The organism is Caproiciproducens galactitolivorans, from assembly GCF_026672255.1.
Lineage (GTDB): Bacteria > Bacillota > Clostridia > Oscillospirales > Acutalibacteraceae > Caproiciproducens > Caproiciproducens galactitolivorans_A.
Genome location: NZ_JAPOHA010000019.1, coordinates 1 through 23,378 on the forward strand (window position 1 = coordinate 1; position 23,378 = coordinate 23,378).

Annotated in this window: 22 protein-coding genes; 6 read left to right on the forward strand and 16 right to left on the reverse strand. The window is 52.3% G+C overall.

Translation table 11 applies throughout. The annotated features are described in order from the left end of the window. Positions 1-235: 235 nt before the first annotated feature. Genes OUY18_RS13380 through OUY18_RS13390 form a run of 3 tightly spaced genes read left to right on the forward strand, consistent with a single transcriptional unit; the run spans position 236 to position 2,847 of the window. The gene (locus tag OUY18_RS13380; RefSeq protein WP_268059278.1) at positions 236-1,099 is read left to right on the forward strand and encodes an ABC transporter ATP-binding protein; all 864 of its coding nucleotides are present in this window, start codon (positions 236-238) and stop codon (positions 1,097-1,099) included. Further along, positions 993-1,799, forward strand: a complete 807-nt coding sequence (locus OUY18_RS13385) for an ABC transporter permease (RefSeq protein ID WP_268059279.1) — start codon at positions 993-995, stop codon at positions 1,797-1,799. The genes OUY18_RS13380 and OUY18_RS13385 overlap by 107 nt, the downstream gene beginning before the upstream one ends. Before the next feature lie 37 nt (positions 1,800-1,836). Further along, positions 1,837-2,847 (forward strand): ABC transporter substrate-binding protein, encoded by a 1,011-nt coding sequence (locus OUY18_RS13390; protein WP_268059280.1) that lies wholly within the window; start codon positions 1,837-1,839, stop codon positions 2,845-2,847. Between the two features lie 1,455 nt (positions 2,848-4,302). Here the strand turns inward: OUY18_RS13390 and OUY18_RS13395 are convergent. The 10 genes from OUY18_RS13395 to OUY18_RS13440 form a co-directional block, all read right to left on the reverse strand. Beyond that, on the reverse strand, positions 4,303-5,118 hold the full coding sequence (locus OUY18_RS13395) for a tRNA lysidine(34) synthetase (RefSeq protein WP_268059281.1): 816 nt from the start codon (positions 5,116-5,118) through the stop codon (positions 4,303-4,305). Positions 5,119-5,139: 21 nt separating this feature from the next. Then, positions 5,140-5,586: a GNAT family N-acetyltransferase gene (locus OUY18_RS13400; protein WP_268059282.1), complete on the reverse strand. Its 447-nt coding sequence runs from the start codon at positions 5,584-5,586 to the stop codon at positions 5,140-5,142. Positions 5,587-5,748: 162 nt separating this feature from the next. After that, positions 5,749-6,705, reverse strand: a complete 957-nt coding sequence (locus OUY18_RS13405; protein ID WP_268059283.1) for an ABC transporter permease — start codon at positions 6,703-6,705, stop codon at positions 5,749-5,751. Positions 6,706-6,722: 17 nt separating this feature from the next. Next, complete coding sequence (locus tag OUY18_RS13410) at positions 6,723-8,225, reverse strand: sugar ABC transporter ATP-binding protein (RefSeq protein ID WP_268059284.1); 1,503 nt, start codon at positions 8,223-8,225, stop codon at positions 6,723-6,725. A gap of 97 nt (positions 8,226-8,322) precedes the next feature. Continuing rightward, entirely contained in the window at positions 8,323-9,309 is a 987-nt protein-coding gene (locus OUY18_RS13415; RefSeq protein WP_268059285.1) for a substrate-binding domain-containing protein, read from the reverse strand. Between the two features lie 55 nt (positions 9,310-9,364). Continuing rightward, a complete protein-coding gene (locus OUY18_RS13420) occupies positions 9,365-10,216 on the reverse strand; it encodes a class II fructose-bisphosphate aldolase (RefSeq protein ID WP_268059286.1) in 852 nt (283 codons plus the stop codon). 24 nt (positions 10,217-10,240) lie between these two features. Beyond that, positions 10,241-11,188: a 1-phosphofructokinase gene (pfkB, locus tag OUY18_RS13425; protein ID WP_268059287.1), complete on the reverse strand. Its 948-nt coding sequence runs from the start codon at positions 11,186-11,188 to the stop codon at positions 10,241-10,243. A 30-nt stretch (positions 11,189-11,218) separates the two neighbouring features. Then, on the reverse strand, positions 11,219-11,866 hold the full coding sequence (gene dhaL, locus OUY18_RS13430; RefSeq protein WP_268059288.1) for a dihydroxyacetone kinase subunit DhaL: 648 nt from the start codon (positions 11,864-11,866) through the stop codon (positions 11,219-11,221). A 32-nt stretch (positions 11,867-11,898) separates the two neighbouring features. Beyond that, complete coding sequence (locus OUY18_RS13435) at positions 11,899-12,903, reverse strand: dihydroxyacetone kinase subunit DhaK (RefSeq protein ID WP_268059289.1); 1,005 nt, start codon at positions 12,901-12,903, stop codon at positions 11,899-11,901. Between the two features lie 14 nt (positions 12,904-12,917). Next, positions 12,918-13,700 (reverse strand): DeoR/GlpR family DNA-binding transcription regulator, encoded by a 783-nt coding sequence (locus OUY18_RS13440; RefSeq protein ID WP_268059290.1) that lies wholly within the window; start codon positions 13,698-13,700, stop codon positions 12,918-12,920. A gap of 453 nt (positions 13,701-14,153) precedes the next feature. On the opposite strand from OUY18_RS13440, the gene OUY18_RS13445 reads away from it, so the two are divergent. The 3 genes from OUY18_RS13445 to OUY18_RS13455 all read left to right on the forward strand — a co-directional run bounded on the left by OUY18_RS13445 (position 14,154) and on the right by OUY18_RS13455 (position 18,498). Next, a complete protein-coding gene (locus OUY18_RS13445; RefSeq protein ID WP_268059291.1) occupies positions 14,154-15,464 on the forward strand; it encodes a putative DNA modification/repair radical SAM protein in 1,311 nt (436 codons plus the stop codon). Continuing rightward, the gene (locus OUY18_RS13450; protein ID WP_268059292.1) at positions 15,443-16,249 is read left to right on the forward strand and encodes a TIGR03915 family putative DNA repair protein; all 807 of its coding nucleotides are present in this window, start codon (positions 15,443-15,445) and stop codon (positions 16,247-16,249) included. The genes OUY18_RS13445 and OUY18_RS13450 overlap by 22 nt, the downstream gene beginning before the upstream one ends. A gap of 113 nt (positions 16,250-16,362) precedes the next feature. Further along, a complete protein-coding gene (locus OUY18_RS13455) occupies positions 16,363-18,498 on the forward strand; it encodes a methyl-accepting chemotaxis protein (protein ID WP_268059293.1) in 2,136 nt (711 codons plus the stop codon). Positions 18,499-18,733: 235 nt separating this feature from the next. Here the strand turns inward: OUY18_RS13455 and OUY18_RS13460 are convergent, their stop codons facing one another. The 6 genes from OUY18_RS13460 to accB all read right to left on the reverse strand — a co-directional run bounded on the left by OUY18_RS13460 (position 18,734) and on the right by accB (position 23,367). Then, on the reverse strand, positions 18,734-19,375 hold the full coding sequence (locus tag OUY18_RS13460; protein ID WP_268059294.1) for a GntR family transcriptional regulator: 642 nt from the start codon (positions 19,373-19,375) through the stop codon (positions 18,734-18,736). A gap of 132 nt (positions 19,376-19,507) precedes the next feature. After that, entirely contained in the window at positions 19,508-20,281 is a 774-nt protein-coding gene (locus OUY18_RS13465; protein WP_268059295.1) for an acetyl-CoA carboxylase carboxyltransferase subunit alpha, read from the reverse strand. Next, entirely contained in the window at positions 20,278-21,147 is an 870-nt protein-coding gene (accD, locus tag OUY18_RS13470) for an acetyl-CoA carboxylase, carboxyltransferase subunit beta (protein ID WP_268059296.1), read from the reverse strand. Before accD ends, OUY18_RS13465 begins: the two co-directional genes overlap by 4 nt. Then, positions 21,144-22,484 (reverse strand): acetyl-CoA carboxylase biotin carboxylase subunit, encoded by a 1,341-nt coding sequence (gene accC / locus OUY18_RS13475; protein ID WP_268059297.1) that lies wholly within the window; start codon positions 22,482-22,484, stop codon positions 21,144-21,146. The genes accD and accC overlap by 4 nt, the downstream gene beginning before the upstream one ends. Before the next feature lie 18 nt (positions 22,485-22,502). After that, positions 22,503-22,919 carry a 3-hydroxyacyl-ACP dehydratase FabZ gene (gene fabZ, locus OUY18_RS13480; protein WP_268059298.1) on the reverse strand — a complete coding sequence of 139 codons (417 nt, stop codon included), beginning with the start codon at positions 22,917-22,919 and terminating at the stop codon, positions 22,503-22,505. Between the two features lie 10 nt (positions 22,920-22,929). Further along, positions 22,930-23,367 (reverse strand): acetyl-CoA carboxylase biotin carboxyl carrier protein, encoded by a 438-nt coding sequence (gene accB, locus OUY18_RS13485; protein ID WP_268059299.1) that lies wholly within the window; start codon positions 23,365-23,367, stop codon positions 22,930-22,932. Between the last annotated feature and the right edge of the window lie 11 nt (positions 23,368-23,378).

Sequence of the window (23,378 nt, forward strand, 5' to 3'; positions counted from 1 at the left end):
CGATTCCGAAAGTAGGGGCCCGCCCGGCCTGAGGGCAGACTGAATCATTTCTGTAATTCAATAGGAAGGACAAAAGGAAAGATTCAGTTTCTTATAAAGAAATGCAGCCGAAATCTGCGGTTTTAAAATCTTGTATCCGCACAAAACGCCGGTTTGAACATATTTTATAAATGCAGGGAATTATTCAAAATCCTGCGCCGGAAAGAAAAGAAACCGATGAAAGCGAGGTGTTCCGATGGACGTACTGGAAGTGCGGAATATCATGGAAACGTATCAGTCGGACAATGGGGAAACAACCGCGCTGAGAAATATCAGCTTCTCCGTTCAGAAAGGGCAGTTCGTCAGCATTGTCGGGCCAAGCGGCTGCGGGAAATCGACCCTGCTTTCCATTATCGCCGGGCTGATGAAGCCGACGTCGGGCGAAGTGTTCGTGAACGGGGAAAAAATTTCGGGGACCTCGCCGCATATCGGTTACATGCTCCAGCGCGACAACCTTCTAGACTGGCGGACTATTTACAAAAACGTGCTGTTCGGGCTGGAAGTGCGGAAAATGCTGACGCCCGAAACCAGGGAACGGGCCGTCTGCCTTTTAAAAAACTACGGCTTATATGAGTTTCGGGACAAATATCCCGCGCAGCTTTCGGGCGGAATGCGGCAGAGGGCGGCGCTGATCCGTACACTGGCGATCAACCCCGACATCCTGCTTCTGGACGAAGCCTTTTCCGCGCTCGACTACCAGACGCGGCTCACGGTTACCGAGGACGTTTGCCGCATTTTGAAAAAAGAAAAGATCACAACGGTGATGGTAACCCATGATATCCCCGAAAGCATCAGCATGGGCGACCGGATTCTGGTCCTGAGCGCCCGCCCCGCCGTTGTTCAGGAAATACTGGACATTGATTTTGACGACCCGGACCGTACGCCGCTGAGCTGCCGAAACAGTCCGAAATTCAGAACATACTTCGATCATATATGGAAAGAGCTGTCATCCAATGAAACCATTACCGGTCTCCCGGGAACGAACCCAATATCTGAAAAAGAAGAGCCGCAGGAAGCATCAGATTCATATCTGCCAGATCGGAATTCTGATCGTATTTAACGTTATTTGGGAACTGGCGGCGCGGTACGGGCTGATCGACAGCTTTATTTTGAGCCAGCCCTCCCGCATCTGGAACACGTTCCTCACCATGGCGCAGAACGACCTGTTCATGCATGTCGGCGTTACGGTGTATGAAACGCTGGCGGGCTTTCTGCTGGGCGCCGTGTCCGGCACTTTGCTGGCGGTAATCCTTTGGTGGAGCAGCTTTATCTCCAAGGTAAGCGAACCGTATCTGGTCGTGCTCAACAGTCTGCCGAAAATCGCGCTCGGCCCCGTGATCATCGTCCTTGTCGGCGCGGGGACAAAGGCCATTATCTTTATGGCGCTGGCTATCTCGCTGATCGTAACGGTGCTGGAAATGCTGAACGGCTTCCGCAGCACCAACCGCGAATACCTGCGCATGGCCGCCACGTTCGGCGCGAACAAGCGGCAGATTTTTACAAAAATTGTCTTTCCATACAATATTTCCACCCTGTTCAATTCCCTGAAAATCAATATCGGGCTGTCCCTTGTGGGCGTGATCGCGGGGGAATTCCTTGTTTCCAAGGCGGGGCTGGGCTATTTGATTGTGTACGGCGGTCAGGTCTTTAAACTGGATCTCGTGATGGCCAGCGTCATCATTCTTTCCATTGTCGCCGCGCTGATGTACGAAGCCGTGGCGCTTCTGGAAAAGCTGGTTCTAAAATGGTACGGACACTAAGGCACAAAACGCATTCCTTTCAGAAAGGGGTAAAAACATGAAGAAGCTGCTATCCATTACCGCCGCCGCGCTGAGCCTCGCCCTGCTGTTCACGGCGGCCGGGTGCAAGAAAGGCGACGCGAAGGGGGCGGAGAAAATCCGCGTCTGCGAAGTAACGCATTCCGTTTTTTACGCGCCGCAATATGCCGCGATCAATCTGGGCTATTTTAAAGACGAAGGAATCGACCTTACGCTTTCCACTGCGGAAGGAACCGACAAGGTAATGTCCACGGTGCTTTCGAACAACGCCGAAATCGGCTTCGCGGGGCCGGAGGCGTCCATCTATGTTTATAACGAGGGCAAGGCGGACAGCACGCAGATTTTTGCGCTGCTGACCCAGCGCGACGGTTCGTTTCTGGTCGCGCGTAAGCCCGATCCCAACTTTACATGGGATAAACTGCGCGGAAAAACCGTCCTGCCCGGGCGCAAGGGCGGCGTACCGTACATGACCCTGCAATACGTTATCCGCCAGAACGGGCTGAATACCGAGAAGGACGTAAAGCTGGACGACAGCATCCAGTTTTCCCTGATGGCGGCGGCGTTTACAAACGGAACGGGCGACTACGTCACCCTGTTCGAGCCGACGGCTTCCCTCTTGGAAGCACAGGGAAAAGGGAGCATCGTCGCTTCCATCGGCAAGGAAAGCGGAAAAATTTCCTACACCGGGTATTTTGCCAAAAAGAGCTTTATCGAACAGAATCCCGATTTAATCGAGAAGTTCACGCGCGCGGTTTACAGGGGCCAGCTATGGGTCGCCTCGCACAGCCCGGAGGAAATCGCAAAGACCATCGCGCCGTCGTTCCCGGCGGCGGACGTGAAGCTGCTGACGACGGTTGCCAAGCGGTATAAGGACATCGGCGTATGGAGCCCGAACCCGATTTTAGAGAAAGACGAATTCACCCTATTGCAGAAGGTAATGTCGCAGGCCGGCGAGCTGAAACAGACCGTCCCATACGACAAAGTGGTGAATACAAAATATGCCGAAAAAGTAATACAGGAAGTCCGGTAACACAAATGTTTTGACTTGACAGACTCAAATAATTCTTTATAATGAAATTTAGGCAGGCGGATTTATCCCGGCGGCAGGACACAGCCTTTCGCCGGGTGCCGACTGGATGAATCTTCTCTCAGGGGGAAACCACCCGCGCTTTCGGGCGGCGGGGAGGAAACGGGGCATTCGAATATGGCCGACTTACTCCCGGCGTAGAGGACATATGCCCTTTCGCCGGGGAAGCCGACCGAATAAATCTTCTCTCCTAGGGGGGAGAGAAAACGGGGACCGGCATTGCCTTCCGGCGGTGTAGGTCGCCGGAAGGCTGTCAATGAATGGGGACATTTTCCATTCAAGGTGAAGAACGCTTCTTAAAGATCGGGCGGCGGGAATGGAAAAGCGGTGCACCCAAAAAACCGTATCATTAAAATGGTGAACGCCCGCCGCCCGAACGCAAGGCATAAAAAAACGCTGTACACGGATTCCTTCATCCATATACAACGCTGACACACAATGCGAATTTCGAAAATACCCCTGTACAAAACCGCAGACTAGAGGTATAATAAGAAACGCAATGTGCTGATTATAAATCAGTTGCGTATGGAGGCCTTGACTCCGTATGCAGGGGACAGGCGCTTCCAACACCTGTTCCTGCATTGCACTTATTATATTTTTATGCCTTACAAGCAGATTATAACCCTTTTATTCTCATAATGCAACAGGAATTTTGAATTTAAATGGATTATCAGAAATATTCATTGAGAAAAGTCGAAGCTGTTCAGCAGAAATTGCAGGACAGCTTTTTTCTATGTTTCCCTCGGCAGGTAACCCGAACAACAACTTAAAAGTTTTGTTCAAACTTTTTCAAAAGTTTGCGAGGTTTGGGGCGGCGCCCCATCGTTCCCTTAGCCTTCAAAAAGCGCAGGAAGGGAGCAGAAACAGTCCAGTGGACTGTTTCTGTGCGGGGAACCCTCGCCGGGGGTTCCCCGCAAGGTTGGAACTGCACGCAGATTTTCTCTCCTTTAGAATTGTGCTGATACTCGTTCCTTTGTGAACCGCCACAGACTTTGTTCTGAAAGTCCAAACAAACCTCTTACAGAAATGATTTAGTCTGCCCTCAGGCCGGGCAGGCCCCTACTTTCGGAATCGTCCGAAAGTAGGCAAAGGACGAGCAGGGGGCTTTTGAATCCCGGCGAGAGGGTTCCACAAAAGCCCCCTGCACTCCTGAGGTATCCCCAAAAGGCCTTTGGGAGACACGCATTCTATGTGGTTTTCATTGACGTTCCTCCGCGGCAGCTTAGGGGAAAAAAGTACCTTATTATAAAACACGCGTGCAGGCTCCGGTATCTCCAACTACCTTTTAGGTATACACGTTCTATGTGGTCTTCATTGGCGAAAGCCCTGCGTTAGCATTCCGTGGAGGAGCGCCGCTTCGCGGCGTGGGGGAAACGACGAAAAGGCGCTGTGTGCGCCTCAATAATCATCCAGAAAATGGTGCTGTTCGTCGCCTTTATAGAACCCGATCACCGTTTCCAGATTCACGTTTTCCACGCTGTGGAAAATGTTTTTATCCACATTCGGGTTTGTCTTTCGAAGCTGCGCAATCAGGTCTTTCATCTCCTGCCGCTTGGATGCGCTGTGATCCTGCGCGGCATTCTCGGTAAACCGGCAGGCGCACTGGATAAACTCAAGGCCGTTGTACCGCCGCCACGCGATGATATCGGCCTCCTTCACTTGATAAAGCGGGCGGATAAGCTCCATGCCGGGGAAGTTTTTGCTGTGCAGCTTCGGCATCATGGTTCTCACTTCCGCGCCGTACAGCATGCTCATTAAAATCGTTTCGATCACGTCGTCAAAATGGTGCCCCAGCGCGATTTTATTACAGCCAAGCTCCTGCGCGTACTTGTAAAGGTATCCCCGGCGCATGCGGGCGCAGAGGTAGCAGGGGGAACGGTCCGTCTTGCTGACGATATTGAAAATCCGCGTTTCGAAAATCCGGACGGGGATATCCAATGCTTTCGCGTTTTCCTCGATTTTCCGGCGGTTTTCCGGGTTGTAGCCGGGGTCCATCACCAGGTATTCCGCCTGAAACGGAAAGTCGCTGTATTTTTGCAGATGCTGAATGCATTTCGCCAGCAGCATGGAATCCTTTCCGCCGGAAATGCAGACCGCGATCCGGTCGCCCTCCTGTATCAATTGGTAATCCTTGACCGCCGCGATAAAGGGATTCCAGATTCCCCTGCGGTATTTCTTTATAATGCTTCTTTCCGCCTGCTGTGCGAATTCCATTGCCTTGCTCCTGTTCTTTTCTTAATCCATGCGTATGAACGCGCCGTCGTGCTTTTGAAACTTCATGGACATGCCCGCGCCGCTTCCTTTTGCGGGTCTTTCCAGAAACCCGAACTGACGGTAAAACGGTTCCCTGCCCTCCGCGGCCATCAGGTTGATGAACACGCATTGCCCATCCTTCAGGCTTCCTTTTATTTTCTCAAGGATGCGGGTGATCATGCCCTTCCCGACCCCTTTGCCCTGATAATCCGGCCGGACAATCACGTCCGCGATCAGGACGACATAGCCGCCGTCGCTGATCAGGCGCGCCATACCGACAACTTCCTCCCCGTGGACAGCCTTAACCTGATAAGTGGAATTGGAAAGACCGGTTTGCGCCTGTTCCGCTTCAATACGGTTCCAGCCGACGGATTGGCGCAGGGTGTTGTATTCCTCAACTGTAATATGGTTTTGATACTCAATTTCCACGGGGAGAGGTCACTTCCTTTTTTATTTTTCCACTCATTATATCACAAAAATTTATTGCTGCTAATCCTGTTTTAAAGATTTTTTATTGTCATTCAAAAAAGAAAAAAAACCGCTCCAGCCGATTACCGGAGCGGTTTTTTTGTGAAACCAGGGTATTCTATATCAATCTTTTTTGTTTTGGTCAAAGATAACGGCGACCAGAATAATTGCGCCCATGGCGATGGTCTGCCAGTAGGAGGATACGCCGAGCAGGCTGAGGGCGTTATTGATGATTCCGATCACGCACAGGCCGATAACGGTCTGGCCGATGCCGCCGCGTCCGCCGGACATGCTGGTGCCGCCCATGGCGACTGCCGCGATGGCGTTCAGCTCATAGCCGTTCGCCGCCGCCGGCTGGCCCGCCTGCAAACGGGAGGAAAGCACAGCGCCCGCCAGCGCGGAGAGGATACCGCAGAGGATATAGACCCAAGCCTTGATTTTCTTCACGTTGATACCGCTTAACTGGGAAACATCCTCGCTGCTGCCGACGGCAAAAACATAGCGGCCGAAGCAGGTGCGGTTCAGAAGCAGATAGGCAATGCCCAGAATAAGAATCATGATGATAACCATAACCGGAATCATGCCGATGTAGCCAAGGCCGATCCAGCTGTACGCGTCCGGCATGCCGAAAACCGGCTTCGCATTCGTAAACACATACGCAAGGCCTCTTGCAATACTCATCATGGCGAGGGTGGCGACAAACGGAGGGACCTTTAGCTGGGAAATGTTAAACGCGTTGAACGCGCCGCAGAAACCGCCGATAACAATGGATGTACCGAAGATGACGAGAATGCTCATCGGGATTCCGCTGTTCGGCATGGTATTGATAATGGTGGAGGCAACAATACCGGTCAGAGCGGCGACCGAACCAACCGAAAGGTCGATGCCGCCGGTCAGGATAACAAACGTCATACCGGTTGCGATCAGCGCGTTGATGGTAATCTGCATTAATACGTTAATCAGGTTGCCCACTTCGCCGAAACGCGGTACAAAGATCATGGAAACGATAAACAGACAGAGAAGGAAAAGCGGCATGGTATAATCATGCGCGATGCGCTTTACAATTAATTGATTTTTCATTCTAAAATCCCCCCGGCTCAGCCAGCGTTAATGCTGGCCAGTTTCATAATATCTTTTTCTGCGATATCTTTATTGTCCAGGAATCCGGAAACGCGTCCTTCGCTCATGACCATAATCCGGCTCGATACGCCGAGTACCTCGGGCATTTCGGAAGATACCATGATGATGCTTCCGCCGTTTTCGACAAATTCCTTCATCAGCAGATAAATTTCGGCTTTCGCGTTAACATCGATGCCTCTTGTCGGCTCATCCATGATCAGGATTTTCGACTTTGCGACCAGCCATTTCGCGATAACGACCTTTTGCTGATTTCCGCCGGACAGATTCTGCACAAGCGACATCTCGCTCGGCGTTTTTGTGTGAAGGAGTTCGATATATTCCTTCGCAACCTTGGCTTCCCATTTCTCGTCAATCACGCCGTGATTGGAATTATCATAAATGCTCGCAAGGGAAGTATTCTGCCTGACCGACTTTGCAAGCAGAAGCCCCTGCCCGCGGCGGTCTTCCGGAATCAGCCCCAGCCCGGCATGGATTGCCTCGCGGGGAGATTTAAAGTGAACCTCTTTCCCGAACACGGTAACCTTGCCGCTGTTGTATTCGTCGGCGCCGAAAACAGCGCGCATCACTTCGGTGCGGCCCGCGCCGATCAGACCGGCAACGCCCAGGATTTCCCCCTGGTGCAGATCGAAGGAAACATCCTGAAATACGCCTTCCCGGGTCAGGTTTTCGACTTTCAGTACGACGTCGTCCTGAATCTTGTCGCTGTCCGGGCGGTAGTAGAACTGGGTCATCTGCCGTCCGACCATCAGGGTAATCATATCGTCTTCGGTAATTTCGGAAAGCGGTGCGGTTTTAATCAAAGTGCCGTCGCGAAGGACGGATATGCGGTCGCAGATGGTTGTGATTTCCTTGAGCCTGTGCGATATATAAATAATGGAAACATTATTTTTTTTCAATTTTTGTATAACGGTAAACAGCGCGTCAACCTCGTGCTGCGAAAGGGAAGAGGTCGGCTCGTCCATGATGACAACGGAGCTGTCCTGTGAAACGGCGCGCGCGATTTCTACCATTTGCTTGTCTGCGTTGTTCAGATTCCGTATAACGGATTTTGCTTTAATGTGTACGCCGATGGAATCCAGGATTCCCTGCGCTTCGGTATTCATTTTCTTGCGGTCAAGCAGGCCTGAACTCAGTTTCGGCTCACGGCCGAGAAAAATATTTTCGGCAACGGTCAGGTCGGGAATCACGCTCAGTTCCTGATGAATCACGCTGATTCCGTTTGCAAGGCCTTCCCGCGGATTTTTAAAACAGACTTCTTTTCCATGAACTTTCAGGCTTCCGGTGTCAGCCTGATAAACGCCGGCAATGATTTTTATCAATGTGGATTTTCCCGCTCCGTTTTCACCTAAAAGCGCATGGACTTCACCCGGATAAAATTCAACTGATATATCGGACAATGCTTTCACACCGGGAAAGGATTTATTGATACCGGACAACTTAATAATCGGTTCCTGCCCCATTTGTATTCTTCCTTTCCAATACTGATTCGGCCCTTGCGGCAAAAAAAGATGGGGACAGGCAATGGTGTTTACCCATCCCCATAACTACAGCCGGAATTTATTTTGCGTTTGACTTATCGATGATAAACGGAGAAATAGCGATCATCTTTTCTACGCTTTTGCCGTTTACCTTGTCAACAGCAGCCTGAAGAGCGGTTTTGCCGATCTGGGCAGGATCCTGCGCAACGTCTGCAACCCAGAGGCTATCGGCTTTCTTAATTTCGGCAACGCCTTCCGCGTTTCCGTCAAAGCCGATGATCTTAACTTTTTTGTTCGCGGATTTAATAGAGGAAAGAGCGCCCATCGCGGCCGGGTCGCCTACACAGAAGACAGCGTCAAGGTCAGCGTTCTTCTGGAGCATATTCTGCATAACGTCGGCAGCCTTCGCCTGGTCACCGGAGTAGTTCTGAATGTCAACGACCTTAACGTCCGGAGCATTCTTTGCAAGCCACTCTGTGAAGCCCTTTTCACGGTTTACGCAGCCTTCGATTTCGGAGTAGGTGATAACGGCAGCCTTGCCCTTTTTGCTTGGAAGAACTTTGTTTACGAGGTACTCGGCAGCCAGTTCGCCGCCCTTGTGGTTATCGGTGGATACGTGGCAGACGGTGTTGCCGTCGGAAGGAACGTCCATGGTGAGCACCGGAATGTTTGCTTTGGATGCAAGTTCAACCATGGATTTGCTGCCTGCGGAGTTTGTCGGGCAGAGGATGATGGCGTCCACTTTTTGCGTAATGAAGTCCTGAACCTGGCTGAGCTGTTTGCTGGCGTCCTGGTTGGCGTCCTGAACAACGAGCTTTACGCCGAGTTCCTTTGCTTTTTCGTTTAATGCGGTTTCAATGTTGTTGTAGAACACATGCTGTCTGGTAAGAAGGCTTACGCCGATCGTGAGCTCCTTCTTTGCCGTGTCCGTGCTTGCCGCTGGGGTGCTGGCTGCCGCACTCGCCGCCGCGCTGCTGCCGGTTCCGGGGCCGGAACAAGCTGCCAGTGTTGCGATCAGGGTTGCTGCTGCCAATACAATGCTGATAATTTTACCAAACCTCTTCATAATGAATCCTCCTAATTAATTTTATGAAAATGGAGTTTGCTCCAGATTCGATGGATTACGCTTTATTGCCGCAGCCGCAGACCTCTATTTTATGTCTGACGGTTTCGGCAACACACTTCTTGCCTGCGTTCATGAATACCTTGGGGTCGTAAACAGCTTCATCCTTCAGCGCCTCGCGCGCACCCTTTGTCAGAGCGGCACGCAGTTCGGTTGCAAAGTTCACCTTGCAGATACCGAGTTCGATGGTGCGGCGGACGGCTTCGTCCGGAACACCGGAAGCGCCGTGAAGCACGACCGGAACGCTGACCAGCCCGATAATCTTTTTCAGGCGGTCATAATCCAGTTTCGGCTCGCCCTTGTAAAAGCCGTGCGCGGTACCGATTGCCACGGCGAGGGAATGCACGCCGGTTCTTTCGGCGAAATCCTTTGCCTGATCGGGATCGGTGTAGATTTCTTCGTCTGATTTCACCTCATGGGTGTCTTCCTTGCCGGAAACCGTACCGAGTTCGCCTTCCACGTCGATGCCCAGCTTTGCCGCTTCTTCCACGACGGATTTGGTGAGGGCGACGTTTTCCTCATAAGGAAGCTTGCTGCCGTCGATCATTACGGACGTGTATTTTTCCCGGAGGGCTTCCATGCAGCGGCCGTAACTGTCGCCGTGATCCAGATGGAGGGCGACGGGGATGTCCACTTTCGCGGCTTCCACGGCGACCATCGCGCGGAGCATATCCATACCGGCGTATTTCACCGTGCCCGGGGTCGTCTGGATAATGACGGGGCTTTTCATCTCTGCCGCTGTGCGGATGACGATCTGTGCCATTTCCATGTTTTCAATGTTGAATGCGGTCACTGCGTAACCGCCGCGCCTTGCGTTGAGCAAAATTTCCCTTGTGGTAACTAATGGCATTTTAAAGACTCCATTCTAAAAATCTTATCTATCTTTATTTTCCTGTATTTCTTCCGCGTGAATCAGAGGAATCATTTTCTCAAAGCTTTCCTTTGTGCACATCTGCGTGCCCTCCAGAATCAGGGAACCGTGCGCCACAGCCACACCGTAGCGGAGCATGTCCGCGTGGGGCATTCCGCGCGCAATCGCGTAACAGATACCGGCCACCAGAGAATCTCCGGCGCCCTGTACGCCCCGAACCGTAATATCCGCGCCTGCGGTGAAATAGGCTTTCTCTTTTGTTACCAGCATTGCGCCGCTTTTTCCAAGGGAGACACACACCAGCGTAACGCCCTGTGAAATAATTTTGCGGGAAACCCGGATAACGTCGGCTTTGGATTCTATTTTTTCTCCAAATGCCTCTTCGAGTTCGTCCTTGTTCGGTTTAATCAGATAGGGGCGGGCCTTAATGCCCTCCAAAAGCAGTTCGCCGTACGCGTCGATTACGGTTTTTACCCCGAAGCTGCGCGCCTTGTCCGTCAGGATTTTGTAAATGTTCTTCGGAACGCCCGGCGGTACGCTGCCGTCCAGTACGAGCAGCGAGGTTTTCGGAAGATATTCCTCAACCATTTTCACCAGCTTCGAAACGCAGTCCTCCGTAACAGAATGGCCGCTTTCGTTCAGCTCGCTCATAACGCTTGTTTTTTTGTCAAAAATCTTGATATTTGTACGGAGCAGACCTTCCACATCCAGAAAATCGTTCGAAATATGCTCCTCGTTCAGAAAATTCGTCAGTACGGAGCCGCCGTCCATATAATTGAAACCGAGGCACCGTGTTTCCTCGCCTATATTGTTTAATGCAATGCTTACGTTAATTCCTTTTCCGGAAACATCGCACCGAAAATTTTCCACATGATTGGTTCCCCCATAGGCAAATCCGTCAACCGTTACGGTTCTGTCGATGCACGGGTTCAGCGTAAGTGTGGTTATCATCTTTCGTACCCACCTTGTTCTATGTATTTATTAGGAATTCTTATTTTCTGAAGCCCAATCCGACATCGCCTGAAAAATAATCCATACGGAGGTTGCGCCGGCATCCTGCAATCCGAGGGCTTTGGTTCCGTAGGATTTCGCACGGCCGAATTTTGCCACGCAGTCCCGCGTGTGTTCCATCCCCTTTTTTGCGCATTCGGCTCCCATCGCCAGCCCTTCCGGAAGATCCGCGTTTTTCGCGGCCGCTTCCTCCAGCCCGACAACCGCCGGTTCAAAGGCATCCACCATGGTCTTGTCGCCGATCTGGGCTTTTCCTCTTCTTTTCAGCGCTTCCAGCGAACGGCGGTAAATGCCCGCCAGAAGCGGAAGATCGGCTTCCTTATGCGGCTCCAAACCAACAATGCCGCTGATAAACACCGTTCCGAAAAGCACGCCCGAGGCGCCGCCCATCGTATCCAGAAGCGTCATACCGACTTCCTGAAACAGATTTTCCACTGTTTCGAATTTTTTACCCTCCAAAGCCTCTTTTACAGCCTTGAAGCCAAGCGCCATGCCAAAGCCGTGGTCACCGTCGCCGAGTTTCAAATCGATTTCCGTTAAAAAGTCTTCACTTTCAACTACCTTGCGCGCCACATAGAGAAACATATCCCTAAGCTGCTGCGTATTGAATGTATTCATAAAAAGCACTCCTAACCCGGCTGAACCGGCGCTCATCCGCGCGACCGGCTGTATTTTTTAAAGAACGGCGAATACGCGGGCGCGTCGTAATAGCGTTTCAGTTCTTCGTCCAGTTTCAGAATCGAAAGGGAGAAACCGCCCGTGCCCTGCGGGCAGAACAGGGAATCAATAAAGAGGTCGTGCGCTTTGATGCCTTTTCCCCTGAGGATTTCAGCCACCCTGCGGTTTACGATGCAAAGCTCCAGCAGGCTGGTAAACCCGAAACCGTTCACCATTACGGCGACTTCGTCCCCCGCGGCCGCGCCGCAGTCTTTCAGAAGATAATCCATCATGGTATCGGCGATTTCATCCGCCGGTTTCAGCTCCGTGCGAAGTACGCCCGGCTCGCCGTTAAAACCCATGCCGTATTCGATCACGCCCTCCGGCAGTTCGCACATGGCCTTACCGCTCGGAAGATATCCCGGGGAGGTGGTAACGCTGAACGTAAACGTATTTCTGTTCGCTTTCTGAATCACGCGGACCGCTTCGTCCAGATCAAGCCCCGCGTCACATGCCGCGCCCGCGACCTTCATCACCAGCGCAACGCCCGCCACGCCGCGGCGTTCGTCCTGCTTTTCCCTCGGCGCGCTTGTGATATCATCGGCGACAAACACACAGCGCGTTTCGATTCCGTCCAGTTGGGCAAGCTCGCCGACAAGCTCGAAGTTCAGCACGTCGCCCGCATGGTTCGTGCAGATATAAATAACGCCTTTTTCGTGGCTGACCGCTTTGGTCACATTCAGAATAGCCCGCGCGGGCGGCGCGATATAAACATTTCCCAAAGCCGCGCCGTCCGCCAGCCCTTCACCCACATAACCGAGAATCCAGGGTTCGTTGCCGGAGCCGCCGCCCGTAACAATGGACACCTTGTCTTTTTTCTGCTTCATTAGGATTCCCTTGTAATCCGGAAGCGGTTCCAGAAGATCGGGGCAGGTATTGATATAGCCTTCGATCATTTCTTTTATCATCTGTTCAGGTTGATTTACTATCTTATTCAAAGCCGATGTCTCCCTTAACTGTCTTCCCCGGGGTCTACCACGACCAAATCCACCCCGGTGCTTTCGATCTGGTTCCTAAGCTGCTGGGGAATCCGATTGTCTGTAATCAGTCTGGTAATATTCTTAATCGGGCTGATCCGCGCCATGGAAGTGTGCCCGAATTTGGAGGAATCCGATATTAGTATGGTCTCCCTCGCGGCTTTTAACACGCACTGCTTGACCTGCGCTTCGTAAAGGTTCGGGGTTGTGATCCCCGTTTCCACCGTGATGCTGTTGCATCCGATAAACGCTTTGTCCATGCAGAGGCTGTTAATGGTGCTTTCCGCAAATCCGCCGACACAGGACATGATTTTGTGGCGCACGCTTCCGCCGATAAACACCAGTTCGATGTCGTCCGCGTCCAGAAGTTCAAATGCAATATTCAGGGCGTTGGTAATCACGACAATATCGCGTTTACTTCCGTTCTTAATTTCCTTCACCAGTTCCAGCGTTGTGGAACCCGCGTCGATAAAGACGGTGTCGGAGTTATTGATGTACTCGTAGGCTTTTTGGGCAATCGCACGTTTTTCGCTTGTGTTCTTTTTCTCTTTTTCCTTTTCCTCGAACTCGCGAATCGTGGAAATATTGACCGCTCCGCCGCGGGTACGTCTTAAAAGCCCCTGATCGTCCATTTCGTTCAAAATCTTTCGAACCGTTACCTCGGAAGTCTTCAGCGCTTCGCTCAGTTCCGGTACGGTTACAACGGGCTTTTTCTCCAGCATAGAAAGAATCAGATTCTTCTTTTCAACAGTCAGCATTTGTTTTCTCCCTTTCGTTGCGTTTTAATATTATATCATTTACTTTCAAAAGTCAACACTAATTTAACAAAAAATAAAACTTCGAAATCATTATTCCTCTTGGGCGTTTTCCGGAAGCTTTTTCTTCGATTCCTGCACTTTGATCAGATTTATTATAAAACATATCCAGTGTTTCGTCAAAAAATATTATTTATTGTACATAATAATCAGAACCCTTCGCATGTACTTTTGTATCCGGCCTTTTAAGAAGCAGGCCATTATCTTTCGAAAGCTTACGTTCTTTAACTTTACAGAACAATACGTTCGATTTTGAAATTTACACCGTAACTGTCTTTGGAATTCACAGCCCGCCTTTAAAATCATTTTTTATAAAAAGTACGTTTATTGAAAATTTCTCTTTACAGGAACGTATGTTCAGTGCTATGATATAGGTTATAAAGGGGGCTGATGGAGTTGGATCTTTTTGATAAGCTGAAAATATTAACCGACGCGGCAAAATACGACGCGGCCTGTACTTCCAGCGGAGTGGAGAAAAAAGCGGCGGCGGGGGGAATCGGCAGCGCGACGGCCTGCGGAATCTGCCACAGCTTCGCCGGGGACGGCCGCTGTATTTCCCTTTTGAAGGTGCTGATGACCAACGCCTGCGTTTACGACTGCCAGTACTGCGTAAACCGCCGTTCCAACGACACGCCGCGGGCCACATTTACCCCGCGTGAGCTTGCCGAACTGACCATCCAGTTTTACCGGCGCAATTATATTGAAGGGCTTTTCCTCAGCTCCGGCGTTCTGAAAAGTCCGGACTATACCTGCGAGCAGATGACCGAAACGCTGCGCATCCTGCGGGAGGAATACCGGTTTAACGGCTACATTCACGCGAAGGCGATTCCCGGCGCAGATAGCGTTCTGCTTTCGCGGCTGGGAACGCTGGCCGACCGCGTCAGCGTGAACATTGAGCTGCCTTCCCAAAACAGCCTGAAACTTCTCGCCCCGGACAAGTCGAAACATTCCATTCTCACGCCCATGGGGTATATTCAGAACCGGATTCAGGAAAACAGCACTGAAATGGTGCGGTACCGGCACGCGCCGAAATTCGCCCCCGCGGGGCAGAGCACCCAGATGATTATCGGCGCCACCCCCGAAACCGATTTTCAGATTCTGAACCTTACGGAAGGTCTGTATCGAAAATATCGGCTCAAGCGTGTATTTTATTCGGCTTACATGCCGGTGTCGACCAGCGCCCTTCTTCCCGCCGCGGACACAAAACCCCCGCTTTTAAGGGAACACCGGCTGTATCAAGCGGACTGGCTGCTTCGGTTTTACGGCTTTTCGGCGGGCGAACTGCTGGACGCCGGGCACCCGAATTTCAATCCGTTTATCGATCCGAAATGCGACTGGGCGCTGCATCATATGGAGCTGTTCCCCGTGGAAGTAAACCGCGCGCCGTACAGCGACCTGCTGCGCGTGCCGGGAATCGGCGTAAAGAGCGCCAAACGGATCGTAACCGCGCGGCGGACAGGCCCGCTCCGCTTCGAGGGGCTGAAAAAGCTGGGCGTGGTCCTCAAACGGGCGCAGTATTTTATTACCTGCTCGGGGAAAACGGCGGAAGGGCTGAAAATCACGCAGGACGCCGCGCTGCGCTCCATGATGTCTGAAACGGCGTTTGGCCGTTTACAGGACGGATTGCAGCCGGAGCAGCTTTCCTTCTTTGAACAGCCGCGCTTAACACAGGAGGATGTACGAAAATGCCTGACGGGACAAATCTGATCTATCAATACGACGGAAGCTTCGACGGTCTTCTGTGCTGTGTGTTTGAAAGCTACCTCAAAAAGGAATTTCCGGCGGATATCCTGCCGCCGGACGCGCCGCAGGCCACGCTTTTTCCCGTTCGGGAAATTGAAACTGATTCGGAAAAAGCCCGGCGGGTTCTGGTTTCCATTCCGAAAAAGATGGGCGGGGAAGCGCTCGATTTTGTAAGGCGTGCCTTTCTGACCTGCGCGCCGCAGAAGGAGCGGAACATCCTGCTGTTTCTGCGGCTTGGCTACCGTGTCGGCCCGCGGGTTCTGGATATGCTTACAAACGACACGGTGGACACGCTTCAGAAAGCGGTGCGCCACCTGAACAATGAAGCGCATTTGCTCAAAGGTTTTTTGCGCTTTTCCGATTTTAACGGCGCGCTGGCCGCCGAAATTGAACCGAAAAACAGTGTGCTTCCCCTTCTGGTGCAGCATTTCTGCGAGCGGTATCCGGAGGAACGGTTCCTGATCTACGACCGGACGCATGCGTCCGCACTGATTTATCAGCCGTACAAGCCTATAATTCTTCCGGTGGAGGATTTCCAAATGCCCGAACCGGATGAGGAGGAACGCTCCTTCCGCGAGCTGTGGCGGCTTTTTTATAAAACCATCGAGATCGAAGGGCGGCACAATCCGCGCTGCCGCATGAGCCATATGCCGAAGCGGTACTGGAAAGAGATGACCGAATTTGCTCAGGGTACAAAAAGTCAATTTACCCTTGAAGAAAGAAAAAGGGATTCTCTTCGAAAACTATAAGAATTCCTGTAAATATTTTCCGGATTTCGACTGAAATTAGACCTTTTCCTCTAAATTATTCATATTTCCGTCCGATAACTTACTTAGTAATAGAACGAATTGGAGGTCGTATGTTGAAAAGGAAAAGTAATATTGACGTCGCAAAAAACATTGCTAAAAAAGACAAAAGGAAAAGTGTAAAAAAGGAATTACTGCGATTTGTTTCCATCAGCATCTGCTGTGTGGTACTGCTCCTCACTTGTGTATCCATCTATTTCACGGATAATTCCACAAGGGACTCGTTAACCAAAAGCACAAAGCAGTCGGCCAAGCTTGTTTCCAGCAAAATCACCAAGCAGATCGACACCTTTTCTCTGATTGCACAGACGGTCGGCATGTACAAGAACATGTACGTCAGCAAGGATCAGATGAAAACGTTCCTGAATAATACCTGCCAGCAGTACAGTCTGGAGGAAATCGATATTTTGAACCCGTCCGGGTATTCGCAGCTTACCGGAAAAAGCTACACGGACGATCCGACGTTCAATAAAGTAAAATTCAGCAGCACGGATTATTTAAGCGATCCGATTATTGAAAACAACACTGCCTATTTTGAATACGTACAGCCCTATGAAACCAGCATTATCCTTCTAAAGATTCCGTATTCCGTGATCGGCTCCATTGTTTCCAGCGTAAAGATGGGCGACAACGGAAGCACCTATATCCTGAACGAAAAGGGTGTACGGGTCGCGGATGACGACCTTTCCATGGTTCTGAAAAAGCAGAACAATCTGGAAGCCGCGAAAAAGGAACCCGCAAAATACCGCGACGTGGCCGCGATGGAAACCGAAATGATCCAGGGGAAAGCGGGCTTCAAATTTTACAGTTTGAATGGCACCCAGAAATTCGGTTCCTATGCTCCGATTGAAAAATCAAACGGCTGGTCGGTGAACGTTACCGCACTGCAGTCCGAATTTCTTTCCGGCGTTGTAACTTCCGCCATCGGTATGATCGTCCTTGGAATTCTGGCTCTGCTTCTTGCCCTTTTCCTTACCGTGAAAATCGCAGGTAAAATTACCAAGCCGATTGAAGAAGTCGCCACCGCGATCGACCAGATGGCCCAGGGGGATCTGAACATAAACCTTCAGATACGCAGCCAGGACGAGGTAGGGCTGATTTCCGAAAAAATCAACCAGATGGTTCAGCATTTCCGGGTGCTCATCAATGATATCTCCACCGTCCTCGGTGAAATTTCAAGGGGCAATCTCGACGCGCAGAGCAACGTTACCTATGTCGGGGAATTCCATGAGATCAAGGAATCGATGGACGACATCACTTCAAAACTGAACCATACCATGTCCAAGATCAGCGATGCTTCGGAACGGGTCAGCTCCAGCGCCGAACAGGTGTCGGGCGGCTCGCAGGCGCTTTCGCAGGGCGCAACGGAACAGGCAAGCGCCATCGAACAGCTTTCCGCGTCCATTAATGAAATTTCCACACAGGTGAAGAACAGCGCTTCCAATTCCGAAGAAACCAAGGATACGGTGAACGACGTCGCCGAGATCATGCGGCAGACAAATGAAGAAATGCAGCACATGATTGAAGCCATGAATAAAATCAGCAGTACCTCCAACGAGATCAGCAAGATCAACAAAGCCATTGAGGATATTGCGTTCCAGACCAATATCCTTGCCCTGAACGCCGCGGTTGAAGCGGCAAGGGCGGGCGCCGCCGGAAAAGGCTTCGCCGTTGTAGCGGACGAGGTCCGCAACCTTGCAGGAAAGAGCGCCGACGCCGCGAAGAACACCACGACGCTGATTCAAAGCGCCATCGACGCGGTGAACAACGGTATGAAAATTGCCGACAGAACGGCGGAAACGCTTACTGCGGTGGTATCGGGAACCGAGGAAATCACCTCTTTGGTCGACCAGATTTCCAAAGCGGCAAACGAACAGTCCACCTCCATCACGCAAATTACGCAGGGCGTCGATCAGGTTTCCGCTGTTGTTCAGACTAACTCCGCGACGGCGGAGGAAAGCGCGGCCGCTTCCGAAGAACTGTACGGCCAGGCAAAGATGCTTCGCGAACTGGTTGACAAGTTCAAACTGAAGGGTTCGCACAGCGCCGCAGCACAGCCGGAGGTTTCCCAGCCGGAAGGCGGACAGCCCGCAGCCGGGCAGCCGGAAGCCGAACCGGAGGGGTCGGAGGCCGAGCCGTATAAGCCCGCCGAAAGCGAAACGGAAATTTTTTCGCGGTCCGATAAATATTAATTCTTTCCCCCGGCTGTAATGGCCGGGGGTTTTTCGATCCCTTTGTCCCCCCTTATTCAAGAAAAAGGGGCAAAAGAAAACACCCCCTTCCGAATTTTCTGGTTTTCCAGTTTCGGAAGGGGGTGTTTTCCGCCGGGCATTGCCTGTAAATAAAAAACGGATTTTTCCCTTTACAAACGATGCCTAAAGCGGTATAAAAAATCCCTCTGCGCAGGAAGGATGAACCGGATATTCTTCAATCCAGTTCTAAAAGTCTTCCCCTTAAACAAAAAATATGCCTTTCCACCAGGCTGACCGCGCCGGCCTTGTCGAACTTGCCGAGCCGTTCGCTCAGCTCCAGATGCTCAATGCAAGCCGACTTTACCAGCCGGGGCTGGGAACACAGCGCCAGGTTCATTACCGCTAAAAGGCGGCCCTGCACGGTATTGAAAACATCGCAAAGGCATTCGTTTCCCGTCATAGAGACCATTGCTTTATGAAAATGAAGGTCCTCCTTACAGAACGTTAAATAATCGCCCTGCTGATAGGTATTACTGCCAAAAAGAGCAAGTTCCCTCAGGACCTGAACCGCTTCCCTGTCCTTTTTATCACAGATTTCCATCACAGCAAAACGTTCTACCAGCATTCTGGCGGTACAGATATCCCGAATCTGTTTATCATTGTACTGCGGAACAGAAATACTTCCATTGCATTTCACATCCAGAATCCGCTCTTTCGCGAGCAGCTTCGTCGCCTGGATCACAGGGGTACGGCTTACGCCGTATTTTGCCGCGAGCTCGTCAACCGAGATTTTGACGCCCGGCAAATACTCACCGCCGATCAGGCTGTCCTTTATTTTTTCATAAACAATGATGTCCAAATTCTTTTTAATCGTCATGGTACATCATCCCTACACTTTTGCTTACTTTATATAATATATTTTATTGAGTGAAATTACAATAGTAATAAATATAAAAGTTATTTTTATTTATAATGAACAAATGAAAAACCGGCAAACGGCCGGTTTTTTTCAAATTCCGATTTTACGGAAACGATTATAGCGGTTGTTGATCAATTCCTTGGGGCTGAGTTGCAGGTTCTTCGAAAATGTCTCCAAAAGGGTGCGCCTGAGCTCCGCGCAGGTCAGGTGAAAGCCGCGCCCGTATTCCCCGATGATCCGCTCGATCACCTTCATGCGGTAGAGGTCCTCCGCCGTCAGTTTCAGGCATTCGCTGGCTTCTTTCACTTTCGAGGCGTCCTTCCAAAGAATGCTGGCGCATCCCTCCGGGGAAATGACGGAATAGACGGCGTTTTCCAGCATCCATACCTCGTCCGCCACCGCGAGCGCAAGCGCGCCGCCGCTGCCGCCTTCGCCGATCAGAATCGAAATCACCGGCACCTTCAACGTCATCATTTCCATCAGGTTTTCGGCAATCGCCTGCCCCTGCCCGCGTTCCTCCGCGGCAATGCCGCAGTACGCCCCGGCGGTATCGACAAAGCAGACCACGGGACGGCCGAATTTTTCCGCAAGCTTCATCTGCCGCAGGGCTTTGCGGTAGCCCTCCGGATGAGCGGAACCGAAATTCCGGTACACCTTTTCCTTGGTGTCCCGTCCTTTTTCCAGCGCGATGACGGTTACCGGCAGGTCGTCCAGCCGGGCGATGCCCGCAACTACCGCCTTATCGTCACCGAAACGGCGGTCGCCGTGCATTTCCATAAAATCCTGAAAAATATTCGCGATATAATCGGTTCCCGTCGGCCGGCCCTTTGCGCGGGCGGCGCTTACTTTTTCATACGCGTTCATCTGGAACCCTCCTTATGCAGGGAAAGCAGCGTTGTAATCTCCTGTTTCTGCCCTTTCCGTTCGGAAATCCGGTCCACAAACCCTTTTTCCAGCAGGAATTCCGCGCGCTGGAAGCCCGCGGGAAGCTTCTGCCGCATGGTCTGTTCAATGACGCGCGGCCCCGCAAAGCCGATGAGCGCGTTCGGCTCCGCAAGGATGATATCCGCCTCCATGCCGAAGCTGGCGGTTACGCCGCCGGTTGTCGGGTCGGTGAGCACGGCGATATACAGGTTGCCCGCGTCGCTGTGGCGCTTCACCGCGCCGCTGGTTTTCGCCATCTGCATCAGCGAAAGGATGCCTTCCTGCATTCTGGCGCCGCCGGACACAACGTAGCCCACCACCGGGAGCGAACGCTCCGTCGCGTATTCAAAGATGCGCGTAATTTTTTCCCCGACCACCGTCCCCATGCTGCCCATCATAAAGCGGGCCTCCATAACGAACAGCGCGCAGGGAAACCCGCCGATTTGGGCGGTTCCGGTTACAACGGCCTCTTTTTCCGCGCTTTCCAACCGGGCGTGCTTGATTTTTTCCGGGTAGTTCGGGAAATTGATCGGATTTTTGGAGATCAGATTGCCGTTTAACTCCTCAAAGGTATTTTCATCCGCAATCAGATTGATCCGCTGGCGGGCGTTCATGCGGAAATGATAGCCGCATTCCGGGCAGACGTTTGCGTTCCCGTTGAGTTCGCCGGTAAAAAGCGTTTTTTTACAGGAAGGGCAAAGAACGCACATTTCACCCGGAATATCCGGCGACGGCACCTTGTAAAGCCTGTTGGAGGCTTCCAGCTCGTTTTTCGGGCGCCGGAAAAGCTCTTTTCTCAGAATCATGCGTATCCCCGTTTCTCAATAAAATCGGTACAGTAATCTCCGGCCTTGAATTCCGGATCGTCCAGAATTTCCATTTGCAGCTCCGCGTTGTGCTCCACGCCCTCGATCACCAGCTCGCACAGCGCCGCCTGCATTTTGCGGACGGCTTCCTCGCGGGTTTTCGCGTGCACGATCAGCTTGCCGATCATGGAATCGTAAAACGGCGGCACGACGTAGTCCTGATACAGGGCGGTGTCGAAGCGCACCCACGGCCCGCCCGGGACGTGCAGAAAGGAAACCTTTCCGCCGCCGGGGCAAAAGCCCTTTTTCGGATTTTCCGCATTGATGCGGCACTCAATGGCGTGCCCTTCAATGTGAACGTCCTCCTGTTTAAAGGAAAGCGGAACGCCCGCGGCAATGCGGATCTGCCATTTCACAAGGTCGATTCCCGTTACCATCTCCGTTACCGGGTGCTCCACCTGCAAGCGCGTATTCATTTCCATAAAATAAAAATTTCCGGCGGTATCCATCAGGAACTCGATGGTTCCGGCGTTTACGTAACCGACGGCGTGCGCGGCCTTGACCGCCGCGTCCATCATTTTCCGGCGCGTTTCCTCCTTCACGGCGGGGGAGGGGCTTTCCTCCAGAAGCTTCTGCCGCTTGCGCTGAATCGAGCATTCCCGCTCGCCGAGGCAGACGGCGTTGCCGAACCGGTCGCACAGAATCTGCATTTCAATATGTTTTACCGGCGAAAGAAATTTTTCCATGTAAACCGCGCCGTCGCCGAAAGCGCTCTGCGCTTCGGAGGAAGCGGTGGCATACGCGTTTTTCAGGTCGTCCGGGCCGTTTACCGTGCGGATTCCGCGCCCGCCGCCGCCCGCGCGGGCTTTAATGAGAAGCGGATACCCGATTTGATCGGCTTCTTCCCGCAGGCGGGAAGGGTCGTCGATGCGGTCGCAGCCCGGCACCACCGGAACCCCGGCGGCGCGCATGGTACGGCGCGCGGCGTCCTTGTCGCCCGTTTTGCGGATTAAATCGGCGCTCGGCCCGATAAAGGCAATGCCGCATTTTTCGCAAAGCGCCGCGAACTCCGCGTTCTCCGAAAGAAGGCCGTAGCCGGGATGAATCGCCTGCGCGCCGGTCGCCTCGGCGGCGGACAGAATGGCGGGAATATTCAGATAGCTGTCCTTTGCGAGGGCCGGGCCGATGCACACGCTCTCATCCGCAAGGCTCGCGTGGAGCGAATCACGGTCGGCCTCGGAAAAAACGGCTACGCTGGAAATGCCCATTTCCCTGCACGCGCGGATAATGCGCACCGCGATTTCCCCGCGGTTTGCAATCAGAATTTTTGAAAACAAGCTTCCAACCCCTTTCCGTCAGTTCGCAATCAGCGCAAACGACAGCTCGCCGCTTACCGCGATTTTTCCCTCCACAAGCCCTTTTGCGCTCGCAAAATAAAAAGGACCCCTTTGGTTGGTTAAAACGCACTCGATTTCCAGCGTATCGCCCGGAAGAACCTTGCGCTTGAATTTTACTTTATTCAAACCCGTAAAATACGGCGTTTTCCCCTCGGTGCTTTCCCCGATCAGGATACAGCAGGCCTGCGCCATCATTTCGCAGAGCACCACGCCCGGAACGACGGGGTTGCCGGGGAAATGCCCCTGTAAAAACCATTCGTCGCCCTTCACCGTGTACCTGCCCAAGGCTCTGTCGTCGTCCGTTTTTTCCACATGGTCGATCAGCAGCATCGGTTCCCGGTGCGGGAGGATTTTCTTAATTTCGTCTCTGTCCATTTTCTTCCCCCTATTTCATGCGGAACAAAGTCTGTCCGTATTCCACAACCTGTCCGGCGGCGGCGCAGATTTCCGTGATTTCCCCGTCGCGGTCGGCATTGATTTCATTGAGCAGCTTCATCGCTTCGATAATGCAGAGCGTGTCGCCCTTTTGCACTTTACTTCCCACCTGCACATACGGCTCGGAATCCGGCGAGGGGGCGGAGTAAAACACGCCCACCATGGGGGATTTCACCTCTGTTCCGGGAATCGGGGGCATAGGAGCAATTTCCTGCGTGTGGGTCTGTACCGCCGCGGGAATGGTCTGGGGCGTTTCCCGAACCGGTTCTGCGGCTTCGGCGGCTTTCCGTTCCATGCGAAGGATGGTTTCGCCCTCCGTCAGTTCCAGAAGCGTCAGGCCGTTTTCCCGCATGACCGAAGCAATTTCTTTCAGCTTTTCCAGTTCCATCCGTCATCCGT

Bases quoted from the DNA above. Each gene is read 5' to 3' on its own strand.
- OUY18_RS13380 (WP_268059278.1), top strand. From the start codon at position 236: ATGGACGTACTGGAAGTGCGGAATATCATGGAAACGTATCAGTCGGAC.
- OUY18_RS13385 (WP_268059279.1), top strand. From the start codon at position 993: ATGAAACCATTACCGGTCTCCCGGGAACGAACCCAATATCTGAAAAAG.
- OUY18_RS13390 (WP_268059280.1), top strand. From the start codon at position 1,837: ATGAAGAAGCTGCTATCCATTACCGCCGCCGCGCTGAGCCTCGCCCTG.
- OUY18_RS13395 (WP_268059281.1), bottom strand. From the start codon at position 5,118: ATGGAATTCGCACAGCAGGCGGAAAGAAGCATTATAAAGAAATACCGC.
- OUY18_RS13405 (WP_268059283.1), bottom strand. From the start codon at position 6,705: ATGAAAAATCAATTAATTGTAAAGCGCATCGCGCATGATTATACCATG.
- OUY18_RS13410 (WP_268059284.1), bottom strand. From the start codon at position 8,225: ATGGGGCAGGAACCGATTATTAAGTTGTCCGGTATCAATAAATCCTTT.
- OUY18_RS13415 (WP_268059285.1), bottom strand. From the start codon at position 9,309: ATGAAGAGGTTTGGTAAAATTATCAGCATTGTATTGGCAGCAGCAACC.
- OUY18_RS13420 (WP_268059286.1), bottom strand. From the start codon at position 10,216: ATGCCATTAGTTACCACAAGGGAAATTTTGCTCAACGCAAGGCGCGGC.
- pfkB (WP_268059287.1), bottom strand. From the start codon at position 11,188: ATGATAACCACACTTACGCTGAACCCGTGCATCGACAGAACCGTAACG.
- dhaL (WP_268059288.1), bottom strand. From the start codon at position 11,866: ATGAATACATTCAATACGCAGCAGCTTAGGGATATGTTTCTCTATGTG.
- OUY18_RS13440 (WP_268059290.1), bottom strand. From the start codon at position 13,700: ATGCTGACTGTTGAAAAGAAGAATCTGATTCTTTCTATGCTGGAGAAA.
- OUY18_RS13450 (WP_268059292.1), top strand. From the start codon at position 15,443: ATGCCTGACGGGACAAATCTGATCTATCAATACGACGGAAGCTTCGAC.
- OUY18_RS13460 (WP_268059294.1), bottom strand. From the start codon at position 19,375: ATGACGATTAAAAAGAATTTGGACATCATTGTTTATGAAAAAATAAAG.
- OUY18_RS13465 (WP_268059295.1), bottom strand. From the start codon at position 20,281: ATGAACGCGTATGAAAAAGTAAGCGCCGCCCGCGCAAAGGGCCGGCCG.
- accD (WP_268059296.1), bottom strand. From the start codon at position 21,147: ATGATTCTGAGAAAAGAGCTTTTCCGGCGCCCGAAAAACGAGCTGGAA.
- fabZ (WP_268059298.1), bottom strand. From the start codon at position 22,919: ATGGACAGAGACGAAATTAAGAAAATCCTCCCGCACCGGGAACCGATG.
- accB (WP_268059299.1), bottom strand. From the start codon at position 23,367: ATGGAACTGGAAAAGCTGAAAGAAATTGCTTCGGTCATGCGGGAAAAC.